General features: G+C 62.6%; 13 protein-coding genes. 2 read left to right on the forward strand and 11 right to left on the reverse strand.

The window, feature by feature from the left end; genetic code table 11:
- Positions 1-111: 111 nt before the first annotated feature.
- Positions 112-1,416 (reverse strand): lytic murein transglycosylase, encoded by a 1,305-nt coding sequence (locus M8744_RS06520; protein WP_251411304.1) that lies wholly within the window; start codon positions 1,414-1,416, stop codon positions 112-114.
- 155 nt (positions 1,417-1,571) lie between these two features.
- Positions 1,572-3,845 (reverse strand): ribonuclease R, encoded by a 2,274-nt coding sequence (gene rnr / locus M8744_RS06525; protein ID WP_251411307.1) that lies wholly within the window; start codon positions 3,843-3,845, stop codon positions 1,572-1,574.
- 270 nt (positions 3,846-4,115) lie between these two features.
- Between rnr and M8744_RS06530 the strand changes: the two genes are divergently transcribed.
- Positions 4,116-4,688 (forward strand): L,D-transpeptidase, encoded by a 573-nt coding sequence (locus tag M8744_RS06530; RefSeq protein WP_251411310.1) that lies wholly within the window; start codon positions 4,116-4,118, stop codon positions 4,686-4,688.
- Between the two features lie 7 nt (positions 4,689-4,695).
- Here the strand turns inward: M8744_RS06530 and M8744_RS06535 are convergent, their stop codons facing one another.
- The 4 genes from M8744_RS06535 to M8744_RS06550 all read right to left on the reverse strand — a co-directional run bounded on the left by M8744_RS06535 (position 4,696) and on the right by M8744_RS06550 (position 8,010).
- Positions 4,696-5,742: a succinylglutamate desuccinylase/aspartoacylase family protein gene (locus M8744_RS06535; protein WP_251411313.1), complete on the reverse strand. Its 1,047-nt coding sequence runs from the start codon at positions 5,740-5,742 to the stop codon at positions 4,696-4,698.
- Positions 5,739-6,644, reverse strand: coding sequence for a 30S ribosomal protein S6--L-glutamate ligase (rimK, locus tag M8744_RS06540; protein WP_353049786.1), 906 nt, complete (start codon positions 6,642-6,644; stop codon positions 5,739-5,741). Before rimK ends, M8744_RS06535 begins: the two co-directional genes overlap by 4 nt.
- Complete coding sequence (locus M8744_RS06545; protein WP_251411319.1) at positions 6,641-7,144, reverse strand: ATP-dependent zinc protease family protein; 504 nt, start codon at positions 7,142-7,144, stop codon at positions 6,641-6,643. The genes rimK and M8744_RS06545 overlap by 4 nt, the downstream gene beginning before the upstream one ends.
- Positions 7,145-7,356: 212 nt before the next feature.
- Positions 7,357-8,010, reverse strand: coding sequence for a peroxiredoxin (locus M8744_RS06550; protein ID WP_251411323.1), 654 nt, complete (start codon positions 8,008-8,010; stop codon positions 7,357-7,359).
- A 253-nt stretch (positions 8,011-8,263) separates the two neighbouring features.
- Here M8744_RS06550 and M8744_RS06555 point away from each other — a divergent pair, with 253 nt between their 5' ends.
- Positions 8,264-9,703, forward strand: a complete 1,440-nt coding sequence (locus M8744_RS06555; protein WP_251411326.1) for an aldehyde dehydrogenase family protein — start codon at positions 8,264-8,266, stop codon at positions 9,701-9,703.
- An 89-nt stretch (positions 9,704-9,792) separates the two neighbouring features.
- On the opposite strand, the gene M8744_RS06560 is transcribed toward M8744_RS06555, so the two are convergent.
- From M8744_RS06560 to M8744_RS06580, 5 genes are all read right to left on the reverse strand, one after another.
- Entirely contained in the window at positions 9,793-10,443 is a 651-nt protein-coding gene (locus tag M8744_RS06560; RefSeq protein WP_251411328.1) for an RluA family pseudouridine synthase, read from the reverse strand.
- Positions 10,444-10,483: 40 nt separating this feature from the next.
- On the reverse strand, positions 10,484-11,236 hold the full coding sequence (locus M8744_RS06565; protein WP_251411331.1) for a class I SAM-dependent methyltransferase: 753 nt from the start codon (positions 11,234-11,236) through the stop codon (positions 10,484-10,486).
- Positions 11,237-11,298: 62 nt separating this feature from the next.
- A complete protein-coding gene (locus M8744_RS06570; RefSeq protein ID WP_251411334.1) occupies positions 11,299-12,369 on the reverse strand; it encodes an acyl-CoA dehydrogenase family protein in 1,071 nt (356 codons plus the stop codon).
- Between the two features lie 3 nt (positions 12,370-12,372).
- Positions 12,373-13,560, reverse strand: coding sequence for an acyl-CoA dehydrogenase family protein (locus M8744_RS06575; RefSeq protein WP_251411339.1), 1,188 nt, complete (start codon positions 13,558-13,560; stop codon positions 12,373-12,375).
- A 10-nt stretch (positions 13,561-13,570) separates the two neighbouring features.
- A complete protein-coding gene (locus M8744_RS06580; RefSeq protein WP_251411342.1) occupies positions 13,571-15,661 on the reverse strand; it encodes a 3-hydroxyacyl-CoA dehydrogenase NAD-binding domain-containing protein in 2,091 nt (696 codons plus the stop codon).
- Positions 15,662-15,721 lie beyond the last annotated feature (60 nt).

Raw genomic sequence — 15,721 nt, forward strand, 5'->3', positions numbered from 1 at the left:
TCAGGGCGCAAGCCGGGATGTCGTCCAGCAAGGTCCTATGGAGTGTGCCGCCCCGGAATCCCGGTACGGATGCGGGCGTATAGGGGAAATCGGCCGGATTGAAAAGGGGGCTTAGCGCCTGCGCAGCAATTGCAGCACCTGCTGGCTGGGGTATCCATCGGGCGACACGCCCACCGATTGCTGGAACGCGCGGATCGCGGCGACGGTGTTTGGGCCCACGATGCCGTCGATTTTTTCCACGCCGAACCCCTTGCGTTGCAGCCGGCGCTGCAATTCCTTGCGCTGGTCAAAGTTCAGCGGGTCATAGCCGCGTGGCCATTTCGCCTGGATCGCGGGGCCACCAGCTATTCGGTCGGCCAGGTGGCCAACCCCGATCGCATAGGCATCGGCATTGTTATAGCGTTTTATGACGTTGAAATTGTCGAACACCATGAAGGCCGCGCCCGCCGTGCCCGCCGGCATGAGAATCGAGGCCGCGCCGTAATCGGGCACGGGCTGGCCGTTCATCGCCACAACACCGCGCGCCGCCCAGTCCGAGGGCATCCGGCGCGCGGATGTCGGCGCAAACCCGTTTGGCACGCGCACCTCGACCCCCCAGGGTTGGCCTTTTTTCCAACCGAATCTTTTCAGGTAGGCGGCGGTCGAGGCCAGCGCGTCCGCCGGGTTGTTCGACCAAATGTCACGCTTGCCATCGCCGGTGAAATCGACCGCGTAGGCCAGATAAGATGTCGGGATGAACTGGGTATGCCCCATCGCACCCGCCCACGACCCTTGCATGTTGCGCGGAGCCACGTCGCCCGATTGCAGGATCTGCAGAGCGGCGAACAACTGCTTTTCGAAAAACGCGCCGCGCCGCCCGTCAAAGGCAAGGGTGGACATCGCCTCGATCACGTCAAGCGTGCCGCGCTTTTCGCCGTAATAGGTTTCCAGCCCCCAGACGGCTGTGACCACCTCTTTTTCCACGCCATACGCCTGTTCGATGCGGGAAAGCGTGCGGTTGTGGCGGCGTAGCGCGCGCTGCCCCTTTTGCACCCGGTCAGAGCTGACAGCGTTATCCAGGTAATCCCAGATCTGTTTCTTGAACTCGGCCTGGTTGCGATCTTTCGAGATCACGTCGGTGTTGTACTGCACGCCACGAAAGGCCCGATTGACCACTGCCGCACTGATTCCGCGCGAACGGGCGCGCGCCTTATATTGCTCGACCCAGCGTTGGAAAGCGGCGTTCTTGGTAGACAGTACTGGCGTGGTGTTCAGGTCGGCAGGGCGCAGCGCCGGGCGCACCGATCGGTCTGTCGCGGGCGCGGCGGCAAGGGGGCGCAACTCGGGGCGGACGGATTCGGCCACGGGGCCGCCCCAGGCCATGCTTGCCATGGTGATAAAACCCGCTATCGCGGGCGAAAGAAACCCAACACGCATTGCTCGCCTCTTTGTTTTCTTCTTGGAAACGATGGTAGCCCGGAATCACGTTTGCGGAAAGGGCGCCGTGGCCGGGTGGCGGTGGTTTGCTTGTTGTCGCTAAAGGACACGGCCCGCCAAGCTCAGCTCGGACCCTGGGCCTTGCGCTCCCTGGTTCAGCGCGCCTTGCGTTTCAGCTTGCGTTTTACCGATGCGTCCTTGCGCTTGGCCTTGGCCGCCTTGCGTTTCACCGGCCCGCCCTTGCTGCGCCCGCGCGACGATCGCCCGCCGCGGGGGCTTGGCATGTCCTGCCCGTCAAGCTCCAGTAATTCCAACGCGATGCCACCTGTCACCGGGGCGGCCTCGACCAGCTTGACGCGCACGCGCTGACCAAGCGAGATCACCGTGCCGGTATCCGACCCAAGCAGCGTGCCGGCGTCGCGGTCGAAATGGAAATATTCGTCGCCGAGGTTGCGCATCGGGATCAGGCCGTCGGCGCCGGTTTCGTCCAGTTTGACGAACACTCCGAACTTCGCGATCCCCGAAATACGCCCGGTAAACGTGCTGCCTACCTTTTCCGACAGGAAGGCCGCAAGGTAGCGGTCCGTGGTGTCGCGTTCGGCCATCATCGAGCGGCGCTCGGTCTCTGATATATGCGTGGCGGTCTGTTCCAGCGTCTCGATATCATCGGGGCGCAGCCCGTCATTGCCCCACTTGTGCGCCGTGATCAGCGCACGGTGCACAATCAGGTCGGAATAACGCCGGATGGGCGAGGTGAAATGCGCGTATGCCTGCAAGGCCAGGCCGAAATGCCCGAAATTCTGCGGACTGTAATAGGCCTGCGTCATGGCGCGCAGGGTGGACATGTTGATCAGCTCGTCATGCTCGGTGCCCTCGGCCTGGGCCAACAGGCGGTTCAGATGCCGTGTTTGCAGCACCTGCCCCTTGGCCAGAACCAGCCCCGCGCTTACGGCGGTTTCGCGCAACGCATCCAGTTTCTCGGGGCTGGGTTCCTCGTGCACACGAAACAGCAGTGGCGAGCGGCGGGTGATCAGCTCTTCGGCGGCGGCCACGTTGGCCAGCACCATGAATTCCTCGATCAGCTTGTGCGCATCCAGCCTTTCGGCGAAATCGACAGAGGTCACCTGCCCCTTGTCTGACAGCACGATCTTGCGCTCGGGCAGGTCAAGGTCAAGCGGTTGCCTTCGCCCACGCGCGGACACCAATGCCTCGTAAGCCTCGAAAAGCGGGTCGATCACCTGATCCATCAAGGGGGCGCATTTTTCATTGGGCTTGCCATCGCGGGCGGCCTGCACCTCCTGGTAATTCAAAGACGAGGCCGAACGCATCAGCCCGCGAACGAAACGGTGGCCGATCTTGGTGCCATCGGCCGACACCTGCATGCGCACGGCGATACAGGCACGCGGCACGCCCTCGTGTAGCGAACACAGGTCGCCCGACAGCCGGTCGGGCAGCATGGGCACGACGCGGTCGGGAAAATAGCTGGAATTGCCGCGCTTTCGCGCCTCGCGATCCAGCGCGGTGCCGGGGCGGACGTAATGCGCCACGTCGGCGATGGCGACCCAGATGACGTGCCCGCCCTCGTTCTTCGGGTCGTCATCGGCATGTGCCCAGCAAGCGTCATCGTGATCACGGGCATCCCACGGGTCGATGGTGACAAGCGGCATGTCACGCATGTCTTCCCGCCCGGAAAGGCCCGCCGGTTTCATGCGGTCGGCCTCGTCGATCACGTCATCGGGAAAGGTATCGGGGATGCCGTGCTGGTGAATGGCGATCAGGCTGACAGCCTTGGGTTCCGACGGGTCGCCCAGCCGGTTGACGATGCGCGCACGCGGCAGGCCCATGCGCCCCTTGGGCCCGGATTGCTCGGCCTCGACCAACTCGCCATCCTGCGCGCCGCCGGTGGCCCCTGGCGGCACCTGCCATTCCTTGCCATCGCCCTTGTCGATGGGCAGAATCCGCCCTCCTTCAGAACCCGCCCGATAAACACCCAGCACGCGTTGCGGGTTCTGGCCTATCCGGCGGATCAGGCGGGCCTCGTAATGGTGGTCCTCACCCTTGACCTCTTGCAGGCGGGCCAGGATGCGGTCGCCCTCGCCCAGGGCCGGATCGCTGGCACGAGGCACCAACAACACCACCGGCTCTACCCCTTCGCCCTGCCATTCCAGTGGGCGTGCGTACAGGTCACCATCGGCCCCCGGCGCGCTGACCTGCAACACGCTGACAGGCGGCAGCTTGTCGGGGTCGCGATAGGTTTTCTTGCGCTTTTGCAGGTGGCCAGCCTCCTCAAGCTCCTTGAGCATACGCTTGAGGTCGATCCGCGCAGCCCCCTTGATACCAAAGGCCTTGGCAATGTCACGTTTCGCAGTGAGGGTCGGGTTGTCCGAAATCCATTGCAGGATTTCGTCCTTGGTGGGCAGCTTGCTCATGGTCGTCAGTTACCACAGCCGCGCGGGCGCGTCATGCGGGAAACGCGGGTGGTTTCGGGTTTGCGCCGGGTTCCAGATCAGTAGCCTGGTTTCCCTCGCCACGACCATGACCGACGCCCCACCAGCTATGCCTGCTTGGTGTCGATCTGGCCCGGTATGCCCGAAACGACGGCAAACCGGCATATTTGCCACGGCCATAACTTCCGGGGCCTTGATCGAAGAAGCCGGCGCTGACTAGTATTCTCGGGCTGCTTTTGGGGGATTTGCTTGATGCTGACACGTCGTGCCGTGTTGGGCGGGGTTGCCGCCGCTTGTGTAACGCCATCGTTGGGCCATGCGCGCACCTATTCCGTACCGCCCGAACATGAACCGCGAATCGTGCCGATGGATCGGTATTTCGCCGCTGGTGAAATTCATGTGGACCCGAATTTCTATGCGCTTTACCTGATGCTGCCCGATTACAAGGCGTGGCGCTACACGGTCGCGGTGTCCCTGCCCGAACACTGGGAGCCGGGCACGTACACGATGAAATGGAAGGCCAAGTGGCCCCGCTGGCGGCCCACCAACGCGATGATCCGGCGCAACCCGGCCAAGTACGCCAAGTATCGCAACGGGATGAAGGGCGGCCCGAACAACCCGCTGGGAGCGCGCGCGCTTTACCTGTTCGACGGCGACCGTGACACATATCTGCGCATCCACGGCACGACCCAGCCCTGGACGATTGGCACCGCCAGTTCGAACGGCTGCGCACGCATGGTCAACGACCACGTCATTCACCTGTACGACCGGGTAGAGAAAGGTGCCCGCGTGGTGCTCTACCCCCGCTGGGATCAGATCACTTAGCCTTGGCTCAGATGATCTCGTCCTCGTCCCACAGCGGCTGTGCCTCCATGTGGGCCTCCATCCCCTCCATTGCGGCTTCAGCGTGGGCGGTGCGCCATATCTGCGCGATGTGAAACAGGGCGTCGCCCTCGTTCACGACGGGCATGTTGGTGCGCCCGATGACGATGCCCTGGATGTCAGAAACCACCTCGATCTCGGCATGGCCGAACGGATTGGAAATCGCGCCCAGCGTCTCGCCCTCGGCCACCAGGTCTCCGATACCGCGCCAGGCGCGGAACAGCCCGCTTGCCTCGGCGCGGTGCCAACTGGACTGGTCCGATACGACGGGACGTGCCCGCAGCTTTGGCACGCCACGCGCGCCGATCATGCCCTGCGCCTGCATGACCCGCAAAATCCCGGCCACGCCGGTGCGTGCCGCAAGCTCGTCAAATCGCAAACCCTCGCCCGCCTCGTAAAGCAGAACGTCAACGCCCATCTCCTCGGCCGCCATCCGCAGCGATCCATCGCGCAGCCTGGATGTCATCATGACGGGGGCGCCAAACGCCTCGCCCATCTGGGCCAGCCGTTTGTTGCCTGCCGTCAAACGGATCTGAGGCAGGTTCTGACGCTGTATCGCGGCGGAATGCAGATCAATCCCGAAATCCGCGCGCGCCACCACCTCGGTCAGGAAAATATGTGCCAGCCGCGCCCCGAGCGAGCCCGAGGGCGAGCCCGGAAAGCAGCGATTCAGATCGCGCCGGTCGGGCAAGTAACGCGAGTGATTGAGAAAACCGAAAGTGTTGACGATGGGCACCGCCATCAGCGTGCCAGCCAGCCCGTTCAGCGGCCTCGCACGGAGCAGGCGCCGCACGATATCGACGCCGATCACCTCGTCACCATGAACGGCGGCACTGGCAAACATCACCGGGCCGGGGCGGCGGCCATGCACCACCTGCACCGACAAGGTGACGGGCGTATGATCCGACAGGGTCGAGACCGGCAACTCGATCATCCGGCGCGTTCCGGGCGCTATTTCCTGCCCCGCCAGAACAAAGGGTGCAGGCCGTGCTGTCATCCGCGCCCCTTGGTTTTCGTCGCACCATCGCGGGCGTTCTTGCCGATGAAGTCGATGATCATGCCTGCAATATCCTTGCCCGTCGCCTTTTCAACGCCTTCCAGGCCCGGAGAACTGTTCACCTCCATCACCACCGGCCCATGATTCGATCGCAGCATATCCACACCACAAACATTGAGTCCCATCGATTTGGCCGCGCGCACGGCGGTCGAGCGTTCCTCGGGCGTGATCTTGATTGACGCGGCTGACCCGCCGCGATGCAGGTTCGAACGGAACTCGCCCTCGGCGCCGGTGCGCTTCATCGCGGCCACCACCTTGCCGCCGATCACGAAGGCACGAATATCCGTGCCGCCGGCTTCCTTGATGAATTCCTGCACCAGGATGTTCACACCCGCGCCGCGGAACGCCTCGATCACCGACTTTGCCGAACGGTTGGTGTCGGCCAGAACCACGCCGATGCCCTGCGTGCCTTCCAAAAGCTTGATCACCACGGGTGTTCCACCCGCAAGCGACATGACCTCTTCGGCCTTTTTCGGATCGTGGGCAAAGGTGGTCACCGGCAGGCCGATCCCGTCGCGTGCAAGCAACTGCATCGAACGCAGCTTGTCGCGCGAGCGCCCGATGGCCACGGACTCGTTCAGTGGATAGGTGCCCTGCATCTCGAACTGGCGCAGAACCGCCAGCCCGTAGAACGTGATCGAGGCCCCGATACGCGGAATTACGGCGTCGTATTTCGGCAGCTTTGCCCCATCATAATATATCTCGGGCCTTCGCGAGGCGATATTCATCGAACAGCGCAGCGTGTTGATCATGTCCAGTGTATGCCCGCGCTCTTCAGCGGCTTCGACCAGGCGCTTGTGCGAATAAAGACGCGGGTTCCGCGTCAGCATGGCTATCTTCATTGTGAAACCTCGGTTTGGCCCATCGCGGACTGACTGTTCGTTTCGATCACAGGCGCCCCAACCAGGAACGACCGCCCCGCGTCGACCAGAATACGCCGCCGCCGAATCGCCGTGCGGCCCAGGATGATCGGCATCGTCATGTTGGCACGGTCTGCCAGCGTCACCTCTATATGCCAGCGACGTCCGCCCAGTATCATCAGCGTTTCGATAACCAGCCGGTCCTGCGGGTCGCCGCTGGTGTTCTTGACCGCGCGCTCACCCAATAGCGGCGCGGTAACGTCGCGGGCGCGCAAACCGCTGGCATGCGGGATGTGGAACTTGACCCATTGTCGCCCGTCTTTCTCGAACGGGCGGATATGTGTCGCATGAATGGCGGATGTTCGCGCCCCAGTGTCGATCTTAGCGTGAACCAGCGGAATACCCAGATCAGGCAGGGCGATCTTTTCGCGCCAGCCGATAATTGTGGATGGTTTTTTCGTAGATCGGCGGGTCGTCGTCATACGCGTCTCTCTTTGCGGCAACGACACCCACACTGCCACAGCGACGATGCCCCGGTAAGCCCCCAAGTATGTCCGGGCACGATCACCGGACCGCCAGATGTTGGGGGGCCCGCCGCCCTGAGCACAGCCCCGCAATACCAATTCGGTACAGGGCGCGCAAAAAAGGCCCCCGGAAAACCGGGGGCCTTGTTCATTCCTGCACAACGCCGCGATCAGGCGTTGTGCTTGGTCGTGCGCAGGTAAGGCAGTTTCACGTCGATTTCGCCAAATTTCTCGCGTGCCTCGTCATCCGACAGCGTCAGCGCCACGATCACGTCCTGGCCCGCCGTCCAGTTGGCGCCGGTGGCGATTGGGGTGCCATAGGTCGCCTGCAGCGCATCCAGCGCGCGCAGAACCTCGGCAAAGTTGCGGCCAACCGACATCGGGTAGGTCATGATCAGTTGCACCTTCTTGTCGGGGCTGATGATGAACACCGACCGTACCGAGGCACTGTCAGCCGCCGTACGGCCATCGGGCAGGTATGCCTCGGCTGGCAGCATGTCGAACGCCTTGGAAACGGCCAGGTCTTCGTCGGCGATGATCGGGAACCCGGCCTTGGCACCGGCATAGCCTTCGATGTCCGATTTCCACTGCACGTGCTCATCCACGCCATCGACCGAAAGGCCGATCACCTTGGTGTTGCGCTTTTCCCATTCATCGGCCAGTTGCGCGACGGCGCCGAACTCGGTCGTGCAGACCGGGGTGAAATCCTTGGGGTGGCTGAACAGAATTGCCCAGCTATCGCCGATCCAGTCGTGAAACTTGATCTCGCCCTGATCGGTAGCGGCGGTGAAATTGGGAACGATGTCGTTGATTCTCAGGCCCATTTGTCAAATCCTCTCAAAATGGTCGGGTTCATATTCCATTTCTTAGATACATTCTAAACTCAGGATTACCAGACCCGGCCCCGCAAAGATTGTCGCAGCGTGACAGCATGTCGCAAAAGGTGCCAGATCACGCGCTGCGCTAGTTTGATCAAATTCCGGCGACGCCGCTTGTCCTATGCCCGGACTGGTGCCAGAGTGCTGCCAAATCACCGACCACACGGTCGGTGGAACACCTTTCTGCGGAGGAACCGACATGATCGAAAAACGCCAATTCTATATTAACGGGGAATGGGTCGACCCGAAAGAGGGCCGCGACCACCACGTTATCAACCCCACCACTGAAGAGCCCTGCGCCGTGATCTCGCTGGGCAGCCAGGCCGACGCCGATGCCGCCGTCGCCGCCGCCAAGTCCGCTTTTCCGGGTTGGATGGCCACCCCGGTCGAAGATCGGCTGAACCTGATCCGCAAACTGGCCGATATTTACAAGGCCCGGTCCGAGGAAATGGCCCAGGCCATCAGCATGGAAATGGGCGCCCCGATCGACCTGGCGCGCAGCGCGCAATGGGGCGCGGGTTATGGCCATATCAAGAATTTCCTCAAGGCTGCCGAAGGGTTCGAATTCGTCCGGCCCCTTGGCGATCATGCCCCGAATGATCGCATTATCCACGAGGCTGTGGGCGTCTGCGCGCTGATCACGCCCTGGAACTGGCCGATGAACCAGATCACGCTCAAGGTTATCGCCGCGGCTGTCGCAGGCTGCACGATGGTTCTCAAACCGTCCGAGGAAAGCCCGCTCGACGCGCTGCTCTTTGCCGAAATGATGGACGAGGCCGGCTTCCCCAAGGGCGTGTTCAACCTGGTGAACGGTGACGGCGCTGGCGTCGGCAGCCAACTTTCGGGCCACCCCGATGTCGACATGGTCAGCTTTACCGGCTCGACCCGCGCAGGCATCGCGATTTCCAAGAATGCTGCCGATACGCTGAAGCGGGTTCACCTGGAACTGGGCGGCAAGGGCGCCAACATCATCTTTGACGATGCCGACGACAAGGCCGTCAAGCGCGGCGTGCTGCACATGATGAACAACACCGGCCAAAGCTGTAACGCCCCCAGCCGGATGCTGGTACAGAAAAGCGTGTACGACAAGGCCGTTGAAACCGCCACCGAAGTTGCGAATTCCGTCAAGGTAGGCCCCGCGAACGAGGAAGGCCGCCACATCGGCCCCGTCGTCAACGAGGCGCAGTGGAACAAGATCCAGGGCCTGATCCAGCAAGGCATCGACGAAGGCGCGCGCCTGGTTGCCGGTGGCACGGGTCGCCCCGAGAACTTCAACAAGGGCTTTTACGTGCGCCCCACGGTTTTTGCCGATGTCACCAACGACATGACGATCGCGCGCGAGGAAATCTTTGGCCCGGTCCTGTCGATCATCCCCTTCGAGACAGAGGAAGAGGCCTTGAAAATCGCCAATGACACGGTCTATGGCCTTACGAACTATGTGCAAACCCAGGATGGCACACGAGCCAACCGCGTGGCCAAGCAGCTTCGCTCGGGCATGGTGGAAATGAACGGCAACCCGCGCGGCGCGGGCGCGCCCTTTGGCGGGATGAAGCAGTCGGGCAACGGGCGCGAAGGCGGTGTCTGGGGCATCGAGGATTTCCTCGAGGTCAAGGCCGTTTCCGGCTGGGACGCGGCCTGATCACCGCGAAACCGGATCAACGGGGGCGCTTCGGCGCCCCCTTTTCTTTTGTCTGCCGGGGTTGCACGGCAGACCAAGATACTTCCGGCTCAGAACGGGGCCTTGGCCTTGAACGTCATGCCCATACCCCCATCCGGGTGGCGCAGGCGCAATTCCTCGGAATGCAGCATCAACCTAGAATGGTCATCGCGGGTTGACCCCTCGGCATAGAACGGATCACCAAGGATCGGGTGCCCCAGCGCCTGCATGTGAACCCGCAACTGATGGCTACGCCCGGTATGGGGCATCAGCCGCACCCGCGTTTCGCCTTGGTCATAGCGGGTCACGCGCCAATCGGTCTGGGCGGGTTTGCCCGTGTCGTGGCACACCATCTGCCGGGGCCGGTTGGGCCAGTCCACGATCAGCGGCAGATCGACCGTGCCCTTGCGCGGCTCCAGCCGCCCGGCAACGCGCGCGACATAGGTTTTCTTGACCTTGCGTTTTTCGAACTGCAGGCCCAAGTGGCGTTGCGCATGGGGCGTCAGCGCGAACACCATCACGCCCGACGTGTCACGGTCCAGCCTGTGCACCAGCAATGCCGTGGGAAAGGCGACCTGCACGCGTGCCAGCAGGCAATCGGCTAGGTTCGGCCCCTTGCCCGGCACCGACAACAGGCCCGCGGGCTTGTTGACCATAAGCAATTCGTGATCGTCATGCAGGATGTCGAGCGGGGTATCGGGGGGTGAATAGCTGTCGGTCATGCACGGCTTTTATCTGCGCGCGCGCGTGGCGTCCATGTGGTCAATCGGGCAGGCGTCTGGCGATGTAAAAGCCATAGCTGACATAATCGCTGTGGCGCTCGTACAGGTCGATTTCGCATCTTTCCGCCGCGACTAGGGCCTGTGCGGCCTTGGTGTCATGCTGTGCCAGAAAGGCGGAAAACCGCGCGCGCATGGGGGAATAGTAGTGCTCCATCCAGCAGTCGTGGCCTAGCGGGAAATACCCCACGGGCACGTATCCTGCCGCCTGTAGTTGCGCGATCTTCTCGGCGGCCGTGGCCACCTGCGGGTATTCCTGCGTCCAGTGATCCGTCAGTTCCTGCGGCCGCGTTTTGGTCAGCCATGTCAGTTCGGACACCGCCAACACGCCACCCGGTTTCAGCAGGGGCCGCCAGGCTTTGATGCCAGCCTCGAACCCGATGTTGTAAATCGCCCCTTCCGACCAGATCGCATCGAGGCTGTCATGTGCAAAGGGCAGGTCATCCATGGAGGCGGTCAACGTTTCTATCCGGTTGGACAGCCCTGCATTTTCAGCTTTGGCTTTCAGGACCTCAAGAAACTGGGGCAGGACATCCACCGCCATCACCTGTGCGTCCAGATCTTGCGCCAGAACGCGGGTCGCCGCGCCGGTGCCACAGCCAATATCGGCCACGCGCAATGCCCGCTGACCACGCAGCCCGGACAGGGCCAGCGCCTGTCGTGTCGCCTCGTCACTGCCCGGCCCCTGCCGCTCGGCGGTGCGGTGCAGGTCGATCAGCAAGTCCAGATCGTCCATGGAGTTACCCGAAAAAAACCGCGCCGGGGTTGGCGCGGTTTCTTTGTCTATATCAAAACAGGTCAGGCGGCCAGGTCATCCATGATCCGTGACAGGTGGTAATCGGTATCGCCCAGTTGCGCATCCAGCATCACCAGCCGCTTGGCATAGTGCGACACCGGGTATTCCCACGTCATTGCGATGCCGCCATGCATCTGGATCGCCTCTTCGGCCACCAGGCGTGCGGCGCGGCCAATCATGTTCTTGGCCATGGAGGCAAAGCGTGCCGCATCCGGCCCATCCAGTTCGGCCGCGGCCTTGATGGTGATCGAGCGCGATTGCTCGATCTCGGTCAGCATGTCGACGGCGCGGTGCTGCAATACCTGGAACTTGCCGATCGGCACGCCGAATTGCTTGCGCTGCTTGAGGTAATCAACCGTGGTGGCGTGGGTCACGTCCATCGCGCCCACCGCTTCGGCGCAAAGTGCGACGATACCGGCATTCACCGCGTCCTGGATGATCGCGGCGGCATCTTCGGACAACAACCGGGCCTTGGTGGCATCCAGCAGCAATTCCGCCGCGCCGCCGCCATCCATCATCGGGTAACCCACGACCTGCGCATCACCGGCCTGCACTTCGAACAGGGCCGGCGTCCCATTCAGCATGGCCGCCACTAGGAATATATCGGCCACCTGCCCGCCATAAACGGATGTCTTTCGGCCCGACAGGGCGTGCCCTTCGCCTTCGGGCTTGGCCTCGCAATCCATGCCGGCCGGGTCGTAGGGTGCGTCAACCTCGGCCAGCGCCACGGCGTATTTCGTGGCGCCGGAAAGCAGCGCATCCTGGTCGGCGCCCAGTTTCGTCAGGATACGGGCAGCCATCGTGGCGCCCAGCACCGGCTCGGGGCACAGCGCGCGGCCCAGGGCCTCGAACACCACGGAAATATCGAACCCGCTGCCACCGAAACCGCCTGCATCCTCGGGCGCCAGCGCAAACAGCGCGCCCAGTTCGGCCATATCGGCCCACTTGTCAGGGTCGTGGCAGGGCAGGTCATAGGCCACCTTGTTTCGGTGCTCGACCGGGTACTTGTCGGCCAGGAAACGGTTGAGGCTGTCCGACAACATCTGCCGGTCCTCTGTCAGGTTGAAATCCATCTGTTACAGCTCCAATGCGGCCTTGGACAGGATATTGCGTTGAATCTCGTTCGAGCCACCGAAGATCGATGTCTTGCGATTGTTGAAATAGCGCGCGGCGTTGTGCTCGCTCCCGTCGGGGCCAAACATCATGTTGCCATCTGCCAGGTAGCCGGGGAAAGGCGCGGCCACCGGCCCAAGGGCGCGGCGGGCCAGGTCTTTCAGTTCCTGGTGAATGACCGTGCCCTTGATCTTGAGAATCGAGGTTTCCGGACCCGGAGCCCCCATTTCCTGCGCTTTGAACAACATCCGCAGGTTGGTGATCTTCATCGCCTCCAGGTCAATCTCGGCCTGGGCAATGCGTGCCGCGAACAGCGGATCCTCGATAAGGCGCTTGCCGCCGCGCTTGACCTTGCGGGCCAGCGCCTTGACCTCTTCCAGCGACTGCATCGAAAAGCCCACGCCGGCAATCCCGGTGCGCTCATGCGTCAACAGGTACTTGGCGATGGTCCAACCCTTGTTTTCCTCGCCCACCAGGTTTTCTGCGGGCACGCGCACGTCGGTAAAGAACACCTCGTTCACCTCGTGCCCGCCCTCGATCAGCTTGATCGGGCGCATTTCGATTCCGGGTGTGTCCAGATCGACCAGGATAAAGGAAATACCTTCTTGCTTCTTGGCGTCAGGGTCGGTGCGGCACAGGCAGAAGATCTTGTTGGCGTGCTGCCCCAGCGTGGTCCAGGTTTTCTGGCCGTTGATGACCCATTCGTCGCCGTCGCGCACGGCACGGGTTTTCAGGCTGGCAAGGTCGCTGCCCGCGCCCGGTTCGGAATAGCCCTGGCACCACCAGTCGGTACCATCCAGGATGCGCGGCAGGTAATAATCCTGCTGTTCCTTGGTGCCGAACTTGATCAGAACCGGCCCCAACATGTTCAGGCCGAATGGCACGATGCGCGGCGCATAGGCACGGCAGCACTCTTCCTCGAAAATGTGTTTCTGCACCGGCGTCCAGCCGGGGCCGCCGAATTCCTTGGGCCAAATCGTGGCCAGCCAGCCCTTGCGATGAAGGATGGCGTGCCATTCCTCCATCATCTCCTTGGTCAGTTCACCGCCACGGCGGACGGCATCACTCGTTTCCCTGGGCAGGTTTTCGGCCAGGTAGCTGCGCACCTCGTCGCGGAATTCCGTTTCTTCCTTGGTAAAGCTCAGGTCCATTTTCGGCTCCTTAGTTCAGGTCGGCGAATTTGGTGCCGTCTTGGGCCATCTTTTCCAGGATGGGCGGCACTTGCCAGTAATGGGGGTCTTCCTTTGCGTATGTCTTGATACGTTCGACCAGCTCGGCCGCACCGATCGTGTCGGCGTAATGAAGCGGCCCGCCGCGAAAGCGCGGAAAGCCATAGCCGAACAAGAACACCATATCGACATCCACGGGGCGCTTCGCGGTGCCGTCTTCGACCACGCGGGCGGCCTCGGAAATCATGGCGGTCATGTACCGATCGATGATTTCCTGATCGGTGAATTCGCGCGGGGTGATGCCCTTTTCGGTGCGCACCGTGTCGATGATGGTTGCGACCTCCGGGTTGGGCACGGGGGCGCCACCTTCATAGACGTAATAGCCCTTGCCGGTCTTGCGCCCGAACCAGCCATTTTCGCAGATACGGTCGGCCACATCACCGGCGTAGCGTTCGTTCGGATCGCGGGTATCGGCCTTGCGCTTGCGCGTCATCCAGCCAATGTCCAGCCCGGCCAGGTCGCCCACTTTATGCGGACCCATCGCGAAACCGAACCCCTCCAGCGCGTCGTCCACCTGTTGCGGGCTGGCGCCATCCAGCACCAGGTAACTTGCGGCCTTTGAGTAATGCGCCAGAATCCGGTTGCCGATAAACCCGTCGCAAACCTGTGCCAGCACACCGACCTTTTTCAGTTTCTTGGCCAGCGCGAACCCGGTTGCCAACACGTCGGCGGCGGTCTTTTCGCCCTGCACGATTTCCAGCAGCCGCATCACATGCGCGGGCGAGAAGAAATGCAGGCCCAGCACATCCTGCGGACGGCTGGTGCAGGCCGCGATTTCATTGATATCCAGGTACGACGTGTTCGAGGCCAGAACGGCGCCCTGCTTACAGATACCGTCGAGCTTGCCGAAGATGTCGCGCTTGACGTCCATCTTTTCGAACACCGCTTCGATCACCAGGTCGACCCGCGCCAGCTCCTCCATCGCCAGCGTGGGCGTCAGCATCCCGAGAACCGCGTCGCGCTTGTCGGCGGCCAGCTTACCGCGCGATACCGCGCCGTCGATATTCTTGGTGATGGTGGCAACACCACGGTCCAGCCCGTCTTGTGCAACCTCGACCAGCGTGACGGGGATGCCGGCCAACAGGCACGATGTGGCGATGCCCGACCCCATCGTGCCACCACCGATCACACCGATACGATCTAGCGGGCGGGTATCGCCCTTGGCCTCGGGGATACCCGAAACGGCGCGTTCGCCGAAAAACGCGTGGATCATGCCCGCGCGCTGCGGCGTGTCCATGCTATCGACAAAAGCCTGCCGTTCGATGGCCATCCCCTCGGTGCGGGGCAGGTAGGATGCGCGCACCGCTTCGACGATCTTGTGAGGCGAAAACATGTGCGGCTGCTTTTTCCGCAGCATCGTGGCCGTTTCTTCCAGCGCGGCATCGTCCTTGGGCGTGTCCAGGTCGCAGGTGCGGCGGGTTTGCAGCTTGCCATCCAGCACATCCTGCGCCGCGGCGATTGCCACGTCGCGTGGGTCGCCTGCCTCAAGCCGGTCGATCAGCCCCTTTTCCAGCGCCTCTTGCGCGGGCACCATCCGGCCCGACAGCGCCATGTCCAGCGCCATGGGGATACCGGCAAGGCGTGGGACGCGCTGCGTGCCACCGGCGCCCGGCAAAAGGCCAAGGTTGATTTCGGGCAAGCCGACGCGCAACCCTTCGATCCCGATGCGGGCATGAGTGGCAAGGCCCAGTTCGAACCCACCGCCCAGCGCGGTGCCGTGCATCACCGAGGTCACAGGGATTTCACTGTCTTCGATTATGTTGAACACGTCAGGCAGCGCGGGTGGTTGCGGGGGTTTGCCAAACTCCTTGATATCTGCACCGGCGACAAAGGTGCGCCCGGCTGCGTATATCGCGATGACCTTGGCGCCGCCTTCGGCATTCAGTTGCTCAACCGCCTTTTGCAGGCCCTCACGCACCTGTTGGCCCGTGGCGTTGACTGGCGGATTATCGATGCAGATCAGCGCGATGTCGCCCTGACGTTCAATGGAAATTAGGTCATTGACCTGACGAGATTCGGCCATGCGCTCCCCCGGTGTCCGTGTGGTTTGGGGTCGCCTGCCGCGACCCGTATTCAGGCGTGA

The organism is Lutimaribacter degradans (assembly GCF_023703375.1).
GTDB lineage: Bacteria > Pseudomonadota > Alphaproteobacteria > Rhodobacterales > Rhodobacteraceae > Lutimaribacter > Lutimaribacter degradans.